The following is an 18,710-nucleotide window of genomic DNA, read 5'->3' as shown; positions in this document are numbered from 1 at the left end:
GTCAAATGACTTTCCGGTGGGGAAGGTTACAGTGTCGCGCTTGCAAGGGCGCGCGGGTCGGCTACCTTTTCGGCAGGCCAAGCGGGAGAGGCAAGCATGTGGGAAGAGCGTTTCAACACCGAGGATTACGTCTTTGGCCGCGCCCCGGCGGCCTTCCTGCGCAAGCACGAGGATTGGCTGACGCCCGGCGCAAGCGCGCTCTCGGTTGCCGATGGCGAGGGCCGCAACTCGGTCTTTCTCGCGCAGAAGGGGCTTTCGGTCATCGCGTGGGACGGCGCACCCTCGGCCATCGCCAAGGCGCGCAAGCTGGCACAGGAGGCCGGGGTCGAGGTGGCCTACGAGGTGGCCGATCTAGAAGCGTGGGACTGGCCCGAGGCCGCCTATGATCTCGTGCTCGGGGTGTTCATCCAGTTCGTCGGCCCCGAGGCGCGGGCACGGCTCTTTGCCCGCATGGTGCGGGCGCTGCGGCCCGCCGGCGTGCTGATGCTGCACGGCTACACGCCCAAGCAGCTGGTCTATGGCACCGGTGGGCCGAAGGCGGTGGAGAACCTCTATACCGAGGCACTGCTGCGCGAGGCGTTTGCGGATCTCGAGATCCGGGTGCTCGAAAGCTACGAGGCCGAGCTTGACGAGGGCCACGGACACAAGGGCCTCTCGGCGCTTATCGATCTCGTGGCGGTCAAGCCTGCGGGCTGAGGGCGGCCACACCGGGCGGTCAGGCACCCTAGCAAAGCGCCGCGCGGACCCGGAGCGGCAGATCCGTCGGGGCCAGCGAGGGGACCAGGTCCGCGCCGGCAAAATCCTCGCCCTCGGTATAGACCGACGGCGTCACCAACACGGCGATCCCCGCGGCCTGTGCCGACAGCACGCCGTTGCGGCTGTCCTCCAGCGCCAGGGTCTCTTCTGCGGCCAAGCCCAGCCGCCTCAGTGCCAGCGTGTAGACATCCGGCGCGGGCTTCTTCGCCGCCACCTCGTCGCCCGCCGCGATGACGTCGAAGAGCTCCGCCGCCTCCTTGCCCCAGCAGCAGCGACAGAGCGCCTCGACATTGGGCCGGCTGGTGGTGGTGGCGATGGCCAGCCGAATGCCGCGCGCGCGTGCCGCCGCCATCAGCGCCGCGACCCCGTCGCGCAGGGCAAGCCCGCCCTTCTCTAGGATCTCGACGTAACGCGCCGTCTTCGCCGCGTGCAGCGCCGCGATATCGTAGCCTTCGCCGCTCTGCCCGGTCTCGGCGATAAAGGCGCGCATCCGCTCCTTGCCGCCGGTGGTCTTGAGAAGCCGGCGATAGTCTTCGCGGCTCCAGTGCCATCCCAGCCTTTCGCGCGCGAAGATGTCATTGAAGGCCTGCCGGTGCGCCTCTTCGGTCTCGGCCAGCGTGCCGTCGACGTCGAAGATCAGCGCCCGGAGCGGCGCGCTCATGCCTCGACGGATGCGCCGTGGCGCGCGACGATTTCCGGCAACTGGTCAAAATGGTCGAAGAGATAGGTGTGGTAGAGCTGCTCGACGGGGGTCTTGCGATAGCCCTCGGTATAGAGCGCGATGGGCAGGCCGGCGCGCTGGGCGGTCTCGGCGTCGACCTCGCTGTCGCCCACGTAGAGCGCGGGGCCGCCTCCCAGCGCGTTCACCACGTGGCGCAGCGGCGCCGGGTCGGGCTTGCGCTCGGGCAGGGTGTCGGCGCTCGCAACCGCCTGCATGAAGCGCTCGAGCCCGAAATGGCGCAGCGCGATGCGGGTGGGCGCGCCGGGCTTGTTGGTGCAGAGCCCCATCGGATATCCCGCCGCCTCGAGCCGGGCCAGCGCGTCGACAACACCAGGATAAAGCACGGTGTTGGCGGGCTCACCCTCGTAATGCGCCATGAACTTGGCCAGCAGCCGCGCGTGCTCTTGCCCATCATCGCCTAGCCCCACCGCCTCCATCACCCGGCTGATGAGCACTGCCGCGCCCTTGCCGATGAAGCTGCGCGCCTGCTCGAAGGTGATCTCGGGCAGCCCCTCGTCGCGCAAGACGAGATTGGCGGCGAGGTGCAGGTCGGGGGCGCTGTCGATCAGCGTGCCGTCGAGGTCGAAGACGATCCTGGTGACGGGCGCGGTGGTGGGGGCGGTCATGGGCACTCCTTCCGGCTTGCGTTCTTGCGCTGAGGCGCGCCGGTCAGGCGGGCTTCCACTTGATCGAACATCCCATCGAGGGGATCTGTTCCTTCGGGCCATGCCCGGTCTCGGCGACCTGCTGCATCGCCTCGTAGAGATCGCGGCGCAGGTCGGCGGGGCCGGCCTCCTTGCGCGAGGCGTCGAGCCGGCCGCGATATTGCAGCCCGCCGCCGGCGTCGTAGCCGAAGAAATCCGGCGTGCAGGCGGCTCCATAGGCGCGGGCAACACCCTGGCCCTCGTCGTAGAGATAGGGGAAGGGAAAGCCCTTCTGTTCCGCCATCGTCTTCATGTTGGCGAAGCTGTCCTGCGGGTAGGCCTCGGCGTCGTTGGCGCTGATCGCCACCACGCCGATGCCCAGCGCCTGCAGATCGCGCGCGTCGCGGATGATCCGGTCGAGCACCGCGAGCACGTAGGGGCAGTGGTTGCAGATGAACATCACCAGCGTGCCCTTCGGCCCCGCGATGTCGCGGAACGTGTGGCTGCGGCCGTCCGTGCCGGGCAGCGAGAAGCCCGGCGCGGGCCGGCCGAAATCGCAGACGGGCGGGACGACCGGCATGGCTCAGGCCGCCTTGGCGCGGGCGCCCTCGGCGGCCTCGCGGATGGCGCGCATGTTGGCGCCGTAGACCTCGGGCGTATCGACCGAGCCGCCCTTGAACACGGCGGAGCCCGCGACCAGCACGTCGGCTCCCGCCTCGACCACCAGCGGCGCGGTCTCGGGGGTGATGCCGCCGTCGATCTGGATGTGGATCGGCCGGTCGCCGATCATCTGGCGCACCTTGCGGGTCTTCTCGACGCCGGAATGGATGAATTTCTGCCCGCCGAAGCCGGGGTTCACCGTCATGATCAGCACCATGTCGCAGAGATCGAGCACGTCGGCAACAGCCTCCGCCGGGGTGCCGGGGTTCAGGACCACGCCCGCCTTCACGCCCTGGGCGCGGATCGCCTGCAGGGTGCGGTGGATATGCGGGCCCGCCTCGATATGGGCGGTGATCATGTCGGCGCCGGCCTCGGCATAAGCCTCGATATAGGGGTCCACCGGGGCGATCATCAGGTGCACGTCCATGAAGGTCTTCACATGCGGACGGAACGCCTTCACCGCCGGCGGGCCGAAGGTCAGGTTGGGCACGAAATGCCCGTCCATGACGTCCACGTGCACCCAGTCGGCGCCCTGCGCCTCGATGGCCCGGATCTCGGCACCGAAATTGGCGAAATCGGCCGACAGGATCGACGGGGCGATCTTGATCGAACGGTCGAAGCTCATGCGCATGTCTCCCTTTGCGCGCGGTCCACCTCGAGCCCGCCCCGGAAGACGCGGCTGGCGCGGATGTCCGCCTCCGTGATGGTGCTCAGCGCCGTGGCGTCGAGCGGGCCGTCCGAGGTCTCGAACAGCCGGTTGGCCTGCCGCAGCCGCGCCCGGTCGAGCGCATTGCGGATCGAGCGCGCATTGGCGAAGTGCGGCTGCACGCGTCGCTGCCCGATATACTCCTCCATCGCACGCTTGCCACCCTCGTCAAAGACGTAATTCTGCTCCGCCAGCATGATCTCGGCGATGCTCTCGAGCTCGGTATCGCTGTAATCGGGGAATTCGATGTGATGCGCGATGCGCGAGCGGAAGCCCGGGTTCGATTCGAAGAACCGGTCCATGCGGTCGGCATAGCCCGCCAGGACCACCACGAGATCGTCGCGGTTGTTCTCCATCACCTGCAGCAGGATCTCGATCGCCTCCTGGCCGTAATCGCGCTCGTTCTCGGGGCGGTAGAGGTAATAGGCCTCGTCGATGAACAGCACGCCGCCCATCGCCTTCTTCAGCACTTCCTTGGTCTTGGGCGCGGTGTGGCCGATATACTGCCCCACCAGGTCGTCGCGCGTCACCGTGACCAGATGGCCCTTCCGCACGTATCCCAGGCGATGCAGCAGGTCGGCGATCTTAAGTGCCACCGTGGTCTTGCCGGTGCCGGGATTGCCGGTGAAGCTCATGTGCAGGGTGGGCGTCTCGGTGGCCAGCCCCATCTCGCGCCGCGCCTTGTCGACCAGCAGCAGCGCCGCGGTCTCCTTGATGCGCTGTTTGACCGGCGCAAGCCCGATCAGTGTCTCGTCGAGCTCGCGCAGTACGTCCTTCACGCCCGACTCCTCGTAAGAGGCGGCAAGGTCCACGCTTTGCGGTGTCATCCCCTTGGCTTCGGCATTCATGGGCGGATCCCCTGTCTTCTTCTGGCTGAAAATATCCTGCGGGGGGTCCGGGGGGCGCAAAGCCCCCCGGTCCGGCGTCGGTCATCCCGCACCGGGCTCAGGCGTAGCGCGCGCCCTCGGGTTCGCGCATGGCGTAGCTCTCGATGGTGTAGCGGATCTTGCGGCCCTCGCCCTCCTGCCGCACCACGCGGAAGCCCGGCTCCTCTGCGGGGCGGTTGACGATGAAGCTCATGCGGATCGATTCCCAGCCGGCGCTGGCGTCGAAGGCCAGCACGCGGATGTATTTCGAGCCGTGCTCCTTGCGGCACTCGTTGACCTCGAAGACCACTGCCGCGGCGTCGGGATTGTCGAACATCGGGTGGCCCCACATCTCCCAGTAGCTGTTCCGCGGGTGCGGATCGTCGGTGTATTCCACCGAGACCGCCCAGCCATTGTCGATGGCGTATTGCGCCTGGGTGCGGATGTCGTCGTCGGTGAGGTCCGGGAGAAAGCTGAACTGGCCCTGTCTCAGTCGCATGTCATGTCCTTTCAGGTGATCGGGCTGTTGCCCGTGAAACGCTAGGGGGAGGGGGCGCGGCTGCGCCCCCGCGCGGGCTCACATCGAGACTTCCGGCGTCGGCGCGAAGTCCGGCGCGTCGGTCGAGGCGTAGTCGAAGGTGACGTCCTTCCAGGTGTCGAGCGCCTGCTTCAGCGGCGTGCAGGTACGGGCCGCATCGCGCAGGATGTCCTCGCCCTCGTTCCAGATGTCGCGCCCGGCATTGCGGGCGAAGACCATCGCCTCGAGCGCCACCCGGTTGGCCGTGGCGCCGGCCTGGATGCCGTGCGGGTGGCCGATGGTGCCGCCGCCGAACTGCAGCACCACGTCCTCGCCCAGGTAGGTGAGCAGCTGGTGCATCTGGCCGGCATGGATGCCGCCCGAGGCCACCGGCATCATCTTGTTGAGCGAGGCCCAGTCCTGGTCGAAGAAGATGCCATTCTCCAGCGCCATCGGGTTATATTCCTCGCGGAAGATGTCGTAATAGCCCTTGGTTGTCGCCGGATCGCCCTCGAGCTTGCCGACGACGGTGCCGGCGTGCAGGTGGTCCACGCCGGCAAGCCGCATCCACTTGGCGATGACCCGGAACGACACCCCGTGCGAGCGCTGGCGGGTGTAGGTCGAGTGGCCGGCGCGGTGCAGGTGCAGGATCATGTCATTGTCGCGCGCCCACTTGGCCATCGACTGGATCGCGGTGTAGCCGATCACCAGGTCGATCATGATGATCACCGAGCCCAGCGACTTGGCGAACTCGGCACGCTCGTACATCTCCTCCATGGTGGCGGCGGTGACGTTGAGATAGGTGCCCTTGACCTCGCCGGTGGCGGCGGAGGCGCGGTTCACCGCCTCCATGCAGTAGAGGAACCGGTCGCGCCAGTGCATGAAGGGCTGGCTGTTGATGTTCTCGTCATCCTTGGTGAAATCGAGCCCGCCCTTCAGCGCCTCATAGACCACGCGGCCATAGTTGCGCCCCGAAAGGCCGAGCTTGGGTTTGACCGTGGCGCCGAGCAGCGGGCGGCCATAGACGTTGAGGCGCTCGCGCTCGACGACGATGCCGGTGGCCGGACCCTGGAAGGTCTTCACGTAGGCGGTGGGCAGGCGCATGTCCTCGAGGCGCAGCGCCTTGAGCGGCTTGAAGCCGAAGACGTTGCCGATGATCGAGGCGGTCAGGTTGGCGATCGAGCCGCCCTCGAACAGGTCGAGATCATAGGCGATATAGGCAAAGTACTCGCCCTCGCTGTTGGGCACCGGATCGACCCGGTAGGCCTTGGCGCGGTACTTGTCGCAGGCGGTGAGCCGGTCGGTCCAGACCACGGTCCAGGTGGCGGTGGAGCTCTCGCCCGCGACGGCGGCGGCGGCCTCGACCGCATCCACGCCATCCTGAGGGGTGATCCGGAACAGCGCGATGACGTCGGTGTCCTTGGGGGTGTAATCCGGCTCCCAGTAGCCCATCTGGGCATATTTCATCACGCCCGCGCTGTAGCGCTTCTTGGCGTCGGTGACGGTCTTTGCGTTGTCCAGCATGGTCATCTCCTCCTCTGGATGTCGTCTGTCGGGTGGCGTCTGTGGGTTGGCGCCTGTCAGGGGGCGTCAGGCGGCGTTGGCCGCGGCGATCTGCGGGTCGAGCGCGCCGCTGGCGTAGCGGCTTGCCATCTCGTCGAGCGAGACGGGACGGATCTTCGAGGCCTGCCCGGCGGTGCCGAAGCGCTCGAAGCGGTCGCGGCAGAGCGCGCGCAGTTCCTCCATTGCCGGCGCGTTGAACTTGCGCGGGTCGAATTCCTCGGGCTTTTCCTGCGCGATGCGGCGGTACTGGCCTGTCATCGCCATGCGGCAATCGGTGTCGATATTGACCTTGCGCACGCCCATGCTGATCCCGCGCTCGATCTCCTCGACCGGCACGCCGTAGGTCTGCGGCATATGCCCGCCATTGGCGTTGATCAGGTCCTGCAGCGCCTGCGGCACCGAGCTCGAGCCGTGCATCACCAGGTGGGTGTTGGGCAGCTTCTCGTTGATCCGGCGGATGGTCTCCATCGACAGAATGTCGCCATCGGGCTTGCGGGTGAACTTGTAGGCACCGTGCGAGGTGCCGCAGGCGATGGCCAGCGCGTCGCACTTGGTGGCCATGACGAACTCCACCGCCTGATCGGGATCGGTCAGCAACTGGTCGTGGCTGAGCTTGCCCTCGGCGCCCGAGCCGTCCTCGGCGGCGGCCTCGCCGGTCTCGAGGCTGCCCAGCACACCGAGCTCGCCCTCGACCGAGGCGCCGACCGCGTGGGCGGCCTTGGTGACGCGGCGTGTGATCTCCACGTTGTAGTCGTACGACGCCGGGGTCTTCATGTCCTCCTCGAGCGAGCCGTCCATCATCACGCTGGTGAAGCCGTGGCGGATCGCCGAGAGGCAGGTGGCGTCGTTGTTGCCGTGATCCTGGTGCATCACGATGTGATTGGAGGGAAACATCTCCGCCAACGCCTGCACCATGTGGCGCAGCATGATGTCGCCGGCATAGCTCCGCGCCCCGCGCGAGGCCTGCAGGATGACCGGCGCGTCGCAGGCCTCGGCCGCCTCCATGATCGCGAGGCCCTGCTCCATGTTGTTGATGTTGAAGGCGGGCACGCCGTAGCCGTTCTCGGCGGCGTGATCGAGCAGTTGTCTCAGGGTGATGAGCGCCATGATGTCCTCCCTCTGGTGGCTCTGTGGCCCGATGTCGGGCAAGTCTCCTCCGGCCCGGCGCGGAGGGCACCGGGGCTGTCTGTCTGGTCTGCGGGCGGGGCGCGTCAGGTCATGTCGCGCGCCAGTCTTGCCACTGCTTCGGCGGTGATGCCGAAATGGCGGTAGAGATCGGGGGCCGGGGCCGAAGCGCCGAAACCGGTCATGCCGACAAAGCCGTCCTCGGGCCGCAGCATCAGCTCCCAGCCCTGACGGATCGCAGCCTCGATGCCGATGCGCGGGGCATCGCCAAGCAGCTCGGCGCGGGCCTCAGGAGACGCTTCGGCGAAGAGCTCGAAGCAGGGCGCCGAGACCACGGCCGCCCTGAGGCCGTCGGCCTCCAGCAGCTCGGCGGCGGCAAGCGCGACCTCGACCTCTGAGCCGGTTGCGATCAGCGTCACGTCGCGCTTGCCCGGGTCGCGCAGCAGGTAGGCACCGCGGGCGCTGAGGTTGGCGTCGGTGTGGCGGGTGCGCACCGTGGGCAGCCCCTGACGCGACAGCGCCAGCGTGCTCGGGCGATTGGTCTCGGTAATGGCGAGCTGCCACACCTCGGCGGTCTCGACCGCATCGGCGGGGCGGAACACGAGGTGGTTGGGCATGGCGCGCAGCGAGGCGATGGTCTCGACCGGCTGGTGGGTCGGGCCGTCCTCGCCGAGGCCGATGCTGTCATGGGTCATGACATAGACCACCGGCACCCCCATCAGCGACGACAACCGCATCGCGGGCCGGCAGTAATCGGCGAAGGCGAGGAAGGTGCCGCCATATGGCTTCAGCCCGCCATGCAGCGCGAGGCCGTTCATCGCCGCCGCCATGCCATGCTCGCGGATGCCGTAATGGATGTAGCTGCCGGCATAGTCGCCCGGTGTGACCGGGCGCTGCACCTTGGTCTTCGTGTTGTTCGAGCCGGTGAGGTCGGCGGAGCCGCCCACTGTGTTGGGCAGCGTGCCGTTGATCACCTCGAGCGCCATCTCGCTGGCCTTGCGGGTCGCGACCTTGGGGGCGTCGGTCGAGAGCCGGTGCTTGTAGGCGCAGATCGCGGCGTCGAGGGCCGCGGCATCGGCTGGGCCGTGCGCGGCGCGGAAGGTTTCGGCATTCGGGCTTGCGCTGAGCCGCCGGCGCCACTCCTCGCGGGCGGCGCCGCCGCGGGCCGCCACCGCGCGCCAGCCGTCGCGGACCTCGGCGGGGATCTCGAAGGGCGGGTGCGGCCAGCCAAGCGCCTCGCGGGTGGCGGCGATCTCGTCGGCGCCGAGCGGTGAGCCGTGCACGTTGTGCGTGCCCTGCATGTTGGGCGCGCCGAAGCCGATGATCGTTTTGCAGGCGATCATCGATGGGCGCGGATCGCTGCGGGCGGTCTCGATCGCCGCCGCGACCGCCTCCTTGTCATGCCCATCGACGGAGGCAACGTGCCATCCGGCCGCCGCGAAGCGCGCCGTCTGGTCAGTGGAGGTCGAGAGGTCGGTGCCCCCGTCGATGGTGATCCCATTGTCGTCCCAGAGGACGATCAGGCGGGAGAGATCCAGGTGTCCGGCGAGGTCGATCGCCTCGTGGCTGATGCCTTCCATCAGGCAGCCGTCGCCGGCGATGACATAGGTGAAGTGATCGACCAGATCATTGCCGAAGCGGGCATTCATCATGCGCTCGGCCAGCGCCATGCCGACGGCGGTCGAGATGCCCTGGCCGAGCGGGCCCGTGGTGGTCTCGATGCCCTTGGCGTGGCCGTATTCCGGGTGTCCGGCGGTGCGGCTGCCGAGCTGGCGGAAGCGCCTGAGCTGGTCGAGCGGCATGTCGTCATAGCCCAGCAGGTGATTGATCGCGTAGACCAGCATCGAGCCGTGCCCGGCACTCATCACGAAGCGGTCGCGGTCGGGCCAGGTGTCGTCTCTCGGGTCGACGGTCATGAACCGGTTGAACAGCACGGTGGCGACGTCGGCCATGCCCATCGGCGCGCCGGGATGGCCCGAGTTCGCCGCCTGCACCGCATCCATGGCGAGGGCGCGGATGGCGTTGGCCATGAAGTCCTCGGTGGTGGTGGGGATCGCTTGCTGAATGGTCATCGAAAGGGCTCCTTCAGGCACGCTTGGAATCATGGACGAGGCGCTGCACCATCGGCGTGAAGATCAGCTGCATGGCGAGGTCCATCTTGCCGCCCGGGATGACGATCGAGTTGGCCCGGCTCATCCATGAGTTCTGGATCATCGAGGTCAGGTAGGGGAAATCGATGCCCCGCGGGTTCTTGAAGCGGATCACCACGAGGCTCTCGTCGGCGGTGGGGATCCAGCGGGCGATGAACGGGTCGGAGGTATCGACCACCGGCACGCGCTGGAAATTGACATCGGTCTCGACGAATTGCGGGCAGATGCAGTGCACGTAGGCGTGCATCCGGCGCAGGATGGTGTCGGTCACCGCCTCGGTGGTGTAGCCGCGGCTGGCCTTGTCACGGTGGATCTTCTGGATCCACTCGAGATTGATCACCGGCACCACGCCAATCTTGAGATCGGCCAGCGCCGAGAGGTTGACCTCGTCGTTCTTCACCGCGCCGTGCAGGCCCTCGTAGAACAGCAGGTCGCTGTCATCGGCGAAGGGCTTCCAGTCGGTGAAATGGCCCGGGGGCGTGCCGTGGCGCTCGGCCTCCTTGTCGTCGTGGATGTAGTGGCGGGTGCGGCCGGTGCCGGTCTCGCCATAGGTGTGGAAGATGCTCTCGAGTTCGCCGAGCTCGTTGGCGTCGTAGGAGAAATGCGAGAAGGTCTCGTCGCCAGCGGCCTTGCGGCCATCGAGCTCGGCCTTCATGTCGGCGCGGTTGTAGCGGTGGAAGGCGTCGCCCTCGATCGACACCGCCTCGATGCCCTCGCGGCGGAAGATCTGGTCGAAGGTGGCCTTGACCGTGGTGGTGCCTGCGCCCGAGGAGCCGGTGACCGAGATGATGGGGTGTTTCTTGCTCATGTGTTTTTCCTGCGGTCTTTCCTGACGGGTCTCAGACGCGGAACAGACCGCGATGGCCGAAGAGGGCGGAGACTTCCTGCTCGGGCAGGTCGTGATAGGCGGTGACGCGGTCGACCTTGGTGGCCGAGCCGAAGACGAAGGGCGTGCGGGCGTGCAGGCTCAGGGGGGTCTTGTCGAGGATGCGGGTGGTGGCGTCGGTGGCGCGGCCCTGCGCCTGCTCGACCAGCATGGCGATGGGGGCGCATTCGTAGACCATGCGCAGGCGGCCCTCGGCATAGCCCGGGCGGTCGTCGCGCGGGTAGAGGAACAGCCCGCCGCGAACGAGGATGCGGTGGGTCTCGGCCACCAGCGAGGCAATCCAGCGCATGTTGAAGTTCTTGGCGCGGGGGCCCTCGCTGCCGGCGAGGCAATCGTCGATATAGGCGCGCACGGGCTTCGACCAGTGGCGGTAGTTCGAGGCGTTGATGGCGAACTCGGCGCTCTCGTCGGGGATGGTGAGGCGGGTGTTGATCAGGGTGAAGAGCCCGGTCTCGAGGTCGAGCACGTAATCCTGCACGCCGTCGCCGAAGGTCACCACCATCATGCATTGCGGACCGTAGATGATGTAGCCGGCGGCGATCTGCTCGTGGCCGGGGCGCAGGAAGCTGGGCTCGCCTGCCTCGCCTGCCTCGCGGATCGAGAAGATCGTGCCGATCGAGACGTTGGTCTCGATGTTGGACGAGCCGTCGAGCGGGTCGATGGCCAGCGCCAGACGACCGGCGGGATCGAGCTCGATGACCCGGTCCTGCTCCTCGGAGGCGTACCAGCGGATGCCGGTGCCACGCAGCGCCGCGGCGAAGGCCGTGTCGGCCATGACGTCGAGCGCCTTCTGCTCGTCGCCATCGGCATTGTCGCCCACGGCGGCGGCGAGCTGGCCGGCGAGCGGGCCGCGGGCGATGTGCCTGGCGAGATCGCGGCCGACCCGGCCGATGGCTTCCATGGCGGGGCGCAGGCGGGCCGGGATCGGCGCGTCGGCGGAATAGGGGTTGCGGTCGGTCATCAAGGCCTCCTCCTCCTCGACGGGTGACTGAGACTTGATCTTCCCGATTAGCGCTTGTTAGAAAATTTAAAACTTTTGATCCTGTTTTAGGAAAACCTGAATGCGCAGATTGGCATCGCTGACCTTCAAACAGCTCCGCGCTCTGGAAGCCGTTGATAGAACAGGATCAATTTCACGCGCGGCGGAGGAGCTCGGGCTCAGCGCCCCGGCGGTGCACAGCCAGCTCAAGGCGCTGGAGCAGACCTTTGGCTGTGCCATGCTGTCGCGGGAGGGGGCCGGGCCTTTCTCTGCGACGCCGGAAGGGGAGGCGCTTTTGCTCGCCCATGAGCGCGCCGATGCGGGCTTCCGCCTCGCCCTGCGCCGAATCGATGCGTTGCAGAAGGGCATGGCCGGGACGGTGGTTCTGGGCGTGGTCTCGACGGGGAAGTATTTTGCGCCTGCCATCGTGGCGCGGCTGCGCAAGGCCTGCCCCGAGATCGAGGTGTTGCTGCAGATCGGCAACCGCGATGCCATCATCGGAGCGCTGCAGGACGGCGCGCTGGATCTGGCGATCATGGGCCGCCCGCCGCGCGAGCCGGTGCTCGACGCGCTGTCGCTGGGCGATCACCCGCATGTGCTGATCGCGCCGCCGGACCACCCGCTGGCGGGGGTGCGCGAGATCACGCCGGACGCGCTTCTGCGAGAGACCATCCTGATGCGGGAGCAGGGCTCGGGCACGCGCATCCTCGCCACGCGCTTTCTCGACCGGATCGGCGAGGGCAAGACCTACGAGCGCGCCGAGATGGGCACCAACGAGACCATCAAGCAGGCGGTGATCGCGGGATTGGGGGTGGCGCTGATTTCCTATCACACGGTGGTGGAGGAGCTGCGCAGCGGGCGTCTGGTGACGCTGGACCTGCCGGGGCTGCCGATCATGCGGCACTGGTTCCTGCTGCACCCGGCCGAGGCACCGCTCAGCGGGGCGGCGCGCACGGTCTGGCAGTTCATCGCGACCGAGAAGGACCGCTTCCTGCCGCACTGGCCGCCGGAGGGGTGACCCCCAGGATTTTTCGTACGAAAAATCCTGGGGCCAAGAATTTTAGCTAAAATTCTTGGGCGCGCCGGTCAGCCGGCGGGCCCCTTGCGGATGTTGTCGGGCAGCCAGGTGGCCAACTCCGGGAAGGCGATCAGCACGAAGACCATGACCACCATGATCAGGAACATCGGGATTGCCGCCTTGGCGATGAAGTTCATCTCGTGGCCGGTCATGCCTTGAAGCACGAAGAGGTTGAAGCCGATCGGAGGGGTGATCTGCGCCATCTCGACCACCACCACGATGAAGATGCCGAACCAGATGATGTCGATGCCCTGCGCCCGGATCATCGGCTCGACCACCGCCATGGTCAGCACCACTGAGGAGATGCCATCGAGGAACATGCCGAGAATGATGTAGAACACCAGAAGCGCCATCAGCAGCTCGAATTTCGACAGGTTCCAGCTGGCGATCAGGTCGGCAAGGCCGCGCGGGATGCCGGTGAAGCCCATTGACAGCGACAGGAACGAGGCACCGGCGAGGATCAGCGCGATCATCGCCGAGGTCCGCACCGCGCCCATCAGGCTTTCGCTGAAGCTCGACCAGCTCAGAGAGCCCTGCGTCGCGGCAAGGATCAGCGAGCCGATGACGCCGAAGGCCGCAGCCTCGGTGGCGGTGGCGATGCCCATGTACATGGAGCCGATCACCACGAGGATCAGGCAGATCACCGGGATCAGGAAGCGCGAGTTCTTGAGCTTTTCGACGAAGCTCATCTTCGGCTCGGGATCGGGATTGAAGCCCCTGGAGACGAAGGACATCACCGCCACGTAGCCCATGAACATCAGGGCCAGCACAAGGCCGGGGAAGACCCCCGCCATGAAAAGCTTGGTGACGCTCTCGTTGATGGTGACGCCGTAGACGATCAGCGTCAGTGAGGGCGGGATCATCAGGCCGAGCGTGGCCGCGCCGGCAAGCGTGCCGATCACCATGGTCTCGGGGTAGTTGCGCTTGCGCAGCTCGGGGATCGACATCTTGCCCACCGTGGTCAGCGTCGCTGCCGAGGAACCGGAGACCGCGGCAAACACCGTGCAGCCGACGATGTTGGTGTGCACGAGGCCGCCGGGGAGGCGCGCCATCCACGGGCTGAGGCCGCGGAACATGTCTTCCGACAATCGCGTTCGATAGAGGATCTCGCCCATCCAGATGAAGAGGGGCAGGGCGGTCAGCGTCCAGCTCGAGGACGAGGCCCAGACCTTGGTGATCATGGCGTCGCCCGCGGGGCGCGAGGTGAAGAGCTCCATCCCGACATAGGCCACGCCCATGAGCGCGAGGCCGACCCAGACGCCGGAGCCCAGCAGCAGGAACAGCACGAAGAGGAAGATGGCGATGGGGATCATCTGTTCCATGTCATTCTCCCTGGCTCTGGTCGACGAGATCGGTGGTGATGCCGTGCGATCCGGTGAAGATCAGCCGCACGAGATGATCCCAGAAGGCGATGGCCAGCAGCACCGTGCCGATCGACATCGACAGCTGCGGGATCCAGATCGGCGTGGCGTCGAGCCCCTGGCTGAGCTCGTTCCAGCGGTGCGAGATCTGGTTGCCGCGGATGGCGTACCAGGCGAACCACGTCGAGATCGCGGTGCCCATGCCGAAGCACCAGAGCTCGCCCCACCAGCGGAATCGCCCGAGCGCCGAGAGGAACAGCGACACGCGGATATGGGCGCCGTGGTTCAGCGCGTAGGCGAAGGCGAAGAACGAGGCCGCCGCCATGCAGTAGCCGGCATAGGAGGTGGCGCCGGGAAACACCTGCCCGGTCCAACGCGCCAGCATCTGCAGCACGATGATCGAAAGGATCGCGATCAGGAAGAGCGAGGCGACGATGCCTCCGATGAGATAGAGCGTGTCTAGGATGCGCCTGAGCGCCTTTGCGGCGGCCATGTCCTGTCCCTCACTGTTGGTCGCGGCGCTTTTTTGTCCTGCCGGGGCAGGGATGCGCCTTTGTCTGTCGGGAAGGCCCCTCGGTGGGGGCCGGAACGCACAGGCCCGCGCCGGGGCGGGCCTGTGACCTGTCTTGGCGCTGTCGCGCGCGGGCCTACTCGCCCTTGTAGGCGTCGACGATGGCCTTGCCGTCCTCGCCCGCGGCCTCGAGCCAGTCATTGGTCATGGTGGCGCCAAGCTCCTGCAGTTGGCCCATCAGGTGCTCGGAGGCGCGCTCGACGGTCATGCCGTTCTTCTTCAGCTCGCCAAGCGTGAAGCTGGTATAGTCCTTCGACTTGGCGAGGCCGTCGGCAGCGGCCGTGCTGGCGCAGTCCTCCATCACGGCCTTGGTCTCGTCGGAGAGGTCGTTCCAGGCGTCCATGTTGACGAAGACCGCGTTGCGCGGCAGCCAGGCGTCGACCTCGTAGAAATGCGACAGGTGCTCCCAGACGCCGCGGTCATAGCCGGTGGCGCCCGACGAGATGAAGCTCTCGGCGACGCCGGTGGCCAGCGCCTGGCTCAGCTCGGCCGCCTCGACCTGTACCGGCAGCATGCCGGTCAGCTCGGCCATGCGGGCGGTGGCGGTGGAGTAGGAGCGGAACTTGACGCCCTTGAGGTCGGCGATGTCCTCGATCGCCATGTTGGTGTAGAGGCCCTGCGGCGGCCACGGCACCGAGTAGAGGTAGTGCAGGTTGTCTTCCTCGAGCGCCGAGGCGACGTAGGGCGAGGCGATCTCCCAGAGCTTCTCGTGCTCGTCGAAGGAGGAGACGAGGAAGGGGATCGAGTCGACGCCGTAGAGCGCGTTCTCGTTCTGGTGGGCCGAGAGCAGACGCTCGCCGATATTGGCCTGGCCGGTCATCACCGCGCGCTTGATCTCGGCGCCGCCGAACAGCGAGCCCGACGGGTGGGTGACGATCTCGAGATCGCCGCCGGTGCCCTCGGTCACGCAGGAGGCGAAGGAGGCGCCGACCTCGGAGTGGAAGTTGGTGGCGGCATAGGCCATCGGCATGTCCCACTTCTCGGCCTGCGCGGCAGCGCCGATCCCGGCCAGCGCGGTGGCGGCGAGCAATGTGTTGATGGTCTTCATATTCGGACTCCCTGTTGTTTGTGTTCTAATGTTTTTCTGTGCCTTCAGTGAAACCGATCGGGGGCGTATGGCGCAAGGTTGATGTTCGGTGTGGTGCCAGAGATCAGCTGAGATAGGATGCGCCCGGTCTTCGGACCGCCCGTCAAACCGACATGATCGTGGCCAAATCCCATGTAAGCGCCGCTCACCACGGGGGATTCCCCGATCACCGGCAAGGAATCGGACATCGAGGGCCGGTGGCCCATCCACTCGACGGTCTTTTTCCAGGTCAGGCCGGGGATGGCGGCGCGGATCTGTTTTTCCAGCAGCGCGAAGGGCGCGCGCGAGGGTGGCAGGTCGAGCCCGCCGAGCTCGACGATCCCCGCGAGCCGAAGCCGGCCCTCCATCGGGGTGGCCACGAACTTGCCCGAGGCGATCATCACCGGCGAGCGCGGCATGACCGAAGGCTCGTAGAGCTCGAGATGGTAGCCGCGCTCGGATTCGAGCGGCGGCTTGACGCCGAGCTTGGCGGCAAGCGGGCCCGACCAGACCCCGGTGGTCAGCACCGCGGCGTCGCAGGCGATGGTTTCGCCGCCGATGCGCACGCCGGTGACCGCGCCCTTCTCGCGCGCGATGTCGCTCACCTCGCCGATGATCAGCCGTCCGCCCTGCGACTGCACGTGACCGGCCAAGTCCTTCACGTACTGGCCCGGATCCGCGATCCGGCCGTGATCGGGGAAGCGCGCGGCGCAAGTCATCTGCGGGCCCCAGATCGGATCGTAGTCGCGGAAGGCCTGATCCTCCAGCAGTTCCCAATCGAAGCCGTTCTCCTTGCGCACCGAGAAGCCGAAGGCATCGGCCTCGTAATCGGCGCGGGTGTTGTAGATGAAGACGTAATCACTCGGAACGACCCATTTCTCCGCTCCGGTGCCGGTGGCGAGGGCGAGGTGGTCCGACAGGCTGTCGCCGATGATCGAGGTCGCGGCGGCGGCGCGGCGGCGGGCGCTGTCGGCATTGGCGTGGCTCATGTATTTCATCAGCCACGGCATCAGCCTGGGCAGGTAGGACCACTTGAGAAACAGCGGCTGGTTCGGGTCGAGCAGCATCTTCGGCGCCTTGGTCCACAGCCCGGGGCCGGGCACCGGCATCACCGAGCACGAGGCCAGAACGCCGCCATTGCCGTGGCTTGTGCCCTCGCCGGGGCCGGCCTTGTCGATCAGGATCACGTCATGCCCGTCGCGCTGCAGCCAGATCGCGGTCGAGACCCCCACGATGCCGGCGCCGATCACTGCCACTGTCTTCTTCATCTTGCACCCTCTTGCGGCGACCGTCCCGGCGCCGTCCTTTCCTGTTGCCGGGATCAAGCGCCCCTTCACCGCCCCTGTCAATCTGGGGGCGCGGGGAAAGGGGCTGGTATCCGGAGCCGCTCCGGGCGTAAGCCTTTAGAAACAGCACGAGACACGGGAGTTCGCATGAGCTTTGTCATCCCCCCGATGGAAACAGCCTCCGTCGCCGTTTCCGGCAGCGAAGACCGCTTCCCGGTCCGCCGCATCTTCTGCGTCGGGCGCAACTACGCCGCCCATGCCCGCGAGATGGGGCGCGACCCGGACCGCGAGCCGCCGTTCTTCTTCACCAAGCCCGCCGACGCCGTGGTGGACGATGGCGCGACGATCCCCTACCCGCCGCAGACCGAGAACCTGCATTACGAGGCCGAGCTGGTGGTCGCCATCGGCGCCGGCGGCCGAGACATCGCCGCGGACCGGGCGCTCGAGCATGTCTGGGGCTACGGCGTGGGCAACGATCTCACGCGGCGCGACATGCAGAATGCCGCCAAGGAGCTGCGCCGCCCGTGGGACCTGTCGAAGGGCTTCGACCGCTCGGCGGTGATCGGGCCGCTGGTTCCGGCCAGCGAGATCGGCCATCCCTCGAAGGGGCGCATCAGCCTGTCGGTGAACGGCGAGATGAAGCAGGACGGCGATCTGGCCGAGATGATCTGGCCGGTGCAGGACGTGGTGGCCTTCCTGTCGCAGAGCGTCGCCCTGAAACCGGGAGACCTGATCATGACCGGCACGCCGGCTGGCGTCGGGGCGCTGGTGCCGGGCGACCGTTGCGATGTCGTCATCGAAGGGGTCGGGGAGATCACCACGCTCATCGGTCCGCGCGGCTGACCTGCCGCCTTGGTCGGCGCTTCCCGGCGGCCCGGCCCTTGCGCAAACGGCACGGTCGGACGCCTCCGGCGGGAGTATTTTTGACGAAGAGAAGCCAGGGGCGCCGCGCCCTCGTCTTCTCTGGTTTCAAAATACCTCGGGGGTGAATTGGCGCGCAGCGCCAAGAGGGGGCTGGCCCCCTGACATCCCGGCGGCGGGCCGGAGGGGCGCGGCTCTTGTCTGCGGAAAGGGCGTTCTTCCGGGACGGACCGCGACGCCTTGTGGAAGCGCCGCGATCCGTGGAGCGCGGGTCAGGCCTGCACGCCCTTGCCCGCCGGGGTCTCAGAGCCGGCGTTGCGCGCGGCCGCGTAGCTTTCTGCTCCACGGCTCGGGGTCGCGGCCAGCTCGGTCGCAGGGCCCTCGGCCTCGCCGTTCATGCTGGCAACCAGCAGGCTCTTCATGAAGCTGTCCTGCGCGGCGATGGCCTGGGCGCGGGACGAGGCGAGCGAGTCGGCGCTCTGCTCTTCGCTGTCGGCCTGCGTGGTCTGGGCCGGGCTGGCGGTCTGGGCCGGCGCGTCGGCGCTGGCGGCGCGTTGCGCCCGGCTCGGGGCGGGGCTTTCGCTTGCGCTCGTGCCGGCGCTTTCGGACGCGCCGGTCTCCGGCGCCTCTGCGGTGGGGGTGGTCGTCGAAACGGCGTCAAGCGCGCTGTCTTCGGTCTGGGCAGGCTTCGCTGCCAGCTGCGCCGAAGGGCTGGAGAGGAGGCCCGACGCGGCACCCGATATCATACCTAGCATTCCATAAACCTTTCTGATCGGAACGCTTTTTGCCTGCGGGTGAAGGATGAAAAAAGTTGGGCGACAGATAGACCTTTAGACGCCTCGATCGTTTTTATGCCAACAATCTCGCAGATGCAGCATGATTGTGGGTCAAAAGAGGGCTTTGCGCCGGGTGGG

The 18,710-nt window shown here is 67.2% G+C and carries 19 protein-coding genes; 3 read left to right on the top strand and 16 right to left on the bottom strand.

Going from position 1 to position 18,710, the window contains the following annotated elements; genetic code table 11:
* Window positions 1-96: 96 nt before the first annotated feature.
* Window positions 97-696 (top strand): SAM-dependent methyltransferase, encoded by a 600-nt coding sequence (locus KUV62_RS02370; RefSeq protein ID WP_222602068.1) that lies wholly within the window; start codon window positions 97-99, stop codon window positions 694-696.
* Between the two features lie 28 nt (window positions 697-724).
* Here KUV62_RS02370 and KUV62_RS02365 read toward each other — a convergent pair whose 3' ends face one another.
* The 11 genes from KUV62_RS02365 to KUV62_RS02315 form a co-directional block, all read right to left on the bottom strand.
* Window positions 725-1,417, bottom strand: a complete 693-nt coding sequence (locus KUV62_RS02365) for an HAD-IA family hydrolase (protein ID WP_222602067.1) — start codon at window positions 1,415-1,417, stop codon at window positions 725-727.
* On the bottom strand, window positions 1,414-2,103 hold the full coding sequence (gph, locus tag KUV62_RS02360; RefSeq protein ID WP_222602066.1) for a phosphoglycolate phosphatase: 690 nt from the start codon (window positions 2,101-2,103) through the stop codon (window positions 1,414-1,416). The genes KUV62_RS02365 and gph overlap by 4 nt, the downstream gene beginning before the upstream one ends.
* A 43-nt stretch (window positions 2,104-2,146) precedes the next feature.
* A complete protein-coding gene (locus tag KUV62_RS02355; protein ID WP_222602065.1) occupies window positions 2,147-2,701 on the bottom strand; it encodes a thioredoxin family protein in 555 nt (184 codons plus the stop codon).
* 3 nt (window positions 2,702-2,704) lie between these two features.
* On the bottom strand, window positions 2,705-3,406 hold the full coding sequence (rpe, locus tag KUV62_RS02350) for a ribulose-phosphate 3-epimerase (protein ID WP_222602064.1): 702 nt from the start codon (window positions 3,404-3,406) through the stop codon (window positions 2,705-2,707).
* Complete coding sequence (gene cbbX, locus KUV62_RS02345; protein WP_222602063.1) at window positions 3,403-4,335, bottom strand: CbbX protein; 933 nt, start codon at window positions 4,333-4,335, stop codon at window positions 3,403-3,405. The genes rpe and cbbX overlap by 4 nt, the downstream gene beginning before the upstream one ends.
* Before the next feature lie 97 nt (window positions 4,336-4,432).
* The gene (locus KUV62_RS02340) at window positions 4,433-4,852 is read right to left on the bottom strand and encodes a ribulose bisphosphate carboxylase small subunit (protein ID WP_222602062.1); all 420 of its coding nucleotides are present in this window, start codon (window positions 4,850-4,852) and stop codon (window positions 4,433-4,435) included.
* A gap of 78 nt (window positions 4,853-4,930) precedes the next feature.
* Window positions 4,931-6,394, bottom strand: coding sequence for a form I ribulose bisphosphate carboxylase large subunit (locus KUV62_RS02335; protein ID WP_222602061.1), 1,464 nt, complete (start codon window positions 6,392-6,394; stop codon window positions 4,931-4,933).
* Between the two features lie 66 nt (window positions 6,395-6,460).
* A complete protein-coding gene (gene fba / locus KUV62_RS02330; RefSeq protein WP_222602060.1) occupies window positions 6,461-7,540 on the bottom strand; it encodes a class II fructose-bisphosphate aldolase in 1,080 nt (359 codons plus the stop codon).
* 104 nt (window positions 7,541-7,644) lie between these two features.
* The gene (gene tkt, locus KUV62_RS02325; protein ID WP_222602059.1) at window positions 7,645-9,630 is read right to left on the bottom strand and encodes a transketolase; all 1,986 of its coding nucleotides are present in this window, start codon (window positions 9,628-9,630) and stop codon (window positions 7,645-7,647) included.
* Between the two features lie 13 nt (window positions 9,631-9,643).
* Complete coding sequence (locus tag KUV62_RS02320; protein WP_222602058.1) at window positions 9,644-10,516, bottom strand: phosphoribulokinase; 873 nt, start codon at window positions 10,514-10,516, stop codon at window positions 9,644-9,646.
* A gap of 31 nt (window positions 10,517-10,547) precedes the next feature.
* Window positions 10,548-11,555: a class 1 fructose-bisphosphatase gene (locus KUV62_RS02315; protein WP_222602057.1), complete on the bottom strand. Its 1,008-nt coding sequence runs from the start codon at window positions 11,553-11,555 to the stop codon at window positions 10,548-10,550.
* A gap of 100 nt (window positions 11,556-11,655) precedes the next feature.
* On the opposite strand from KUV62_RS02315, the gene cbbR reads away from it, so the two are divergent.
* Window positions 11,656-12,591, top strand: a complete 936-nt coding sequence (gene cbbR / locus KUV62_RS02310; RefSeq protein ID WP_222602056.1) for a LysR family regulator CbbR — start codon at window positions 11,656-11,658, stop codon at window positions 12,589-12,591.
* A gap of 68 nt (window positions 12,592-12,659) precedes the next feature.
* Here cbbR and KUV62_RS02305 read toward each other — a convergent pair whose 3' ends face one another.
* The 4 genes from KUV62_RS02305 to KUV62_RS02290 form a co-directional block, all read right to left on the bottom strand.
* Window positions 12,660-13,973 (bottom strand): TRAP transporter large permease, encoded by a 1,314-nt coding sequence (locus KUV62_RS02305; protein WP_222602055.1) that lies wholly within the window; start codon window positions 13,971-13,973, stop codon window positions 12,660-12,662.
* Window position 13,974: 1 nt separating this feature from the next.
* The gene (locus KUV62_RS02300) at window positions 13,975-14,505 is read right to left on the bottom strand and encodes a TRAP transporter small permease (protein WP_222602054.1); all 531 of its coding nucleotides are present in this window, start codon (window positions 14,503-14,505) and stop codon (window positions 13,975-13,977) included.
* A gap of 154 nt (window positions 14,506-14,659) precedes the next feature.
* On the bottom strand, window positions 14,660-15,631 hold the full coding sequence (locus KUV62_RS02295; RefSeq protein WP_222602053.1) for a TRAP transporter substrate-binding protein: 972 nt from the start codon (window positions 15,629-15,631) through the stop codon (window positions 14,660-14,662).
* Window positions 15,632-15,675: 44 nt separating this feature from the next.
* The gene (locus KUV62_RS02290) at window positions 15,676-16,917 is read right to left on the bottom strand and encodes an NAD(P)/FAD-dependent oxidoreductase (protein ID WP_222602052.1); all 1,242 of its coding nucleotides are present in this window, start codon (window positions 16,915-16,917) and stop codon (window positions 15,676-15,678) included.
* A gap of 165 nt (window positions 16,918-17,082) precedes the next feature.
* On the opposite strand from KUV62_RS02290, the gene KUV62_RS02285 reads away from it, so the two are divergent.
* A complete protein-coding gene (locus KUV62_RS02285) occupies window positions 17,083-17,778 on the top strand; it encodes a fumarylacetoacetate hydrolase family protein (RefSeq protein WP_222602051.1) in 696 nt (231 codons plus the stop codon).
* 290 nt (window positions 17,779-18,068) lie between these two features.
* Here KUV62_RS02285 and KUV62_RS02280 read toward each other — a convergent pair whose 3' ends face one another.
* Complete coding sequence (locus tag KUV62_RS02280; protein WP_222602050.1) at window positions 18,069-18,551, bottom strand: hypothetical protein; 483 nt, start codon at window positions 18,549-18,551, stop codon at window positions 18,069-18,071.
* Window positions 18,552-18,710: the final 159 nt, after the last annotated feature.

It is taken from the genome of Salipiger bermudensis, assembly GCF_019801965.1.
GTDB classification, from domain to species: Bacteria; Pseudomonadota; Alphaproteobacteria; order Rhodobacterales; family Rhodobacteraceae; genus Salipiger; species Salipiger bermudensis_A.
The sequence above is the reverse complement of the archived record's forward strand: the minus strand, read 5'-3'. Positions and strand labels throughout refer to the sequence as shown.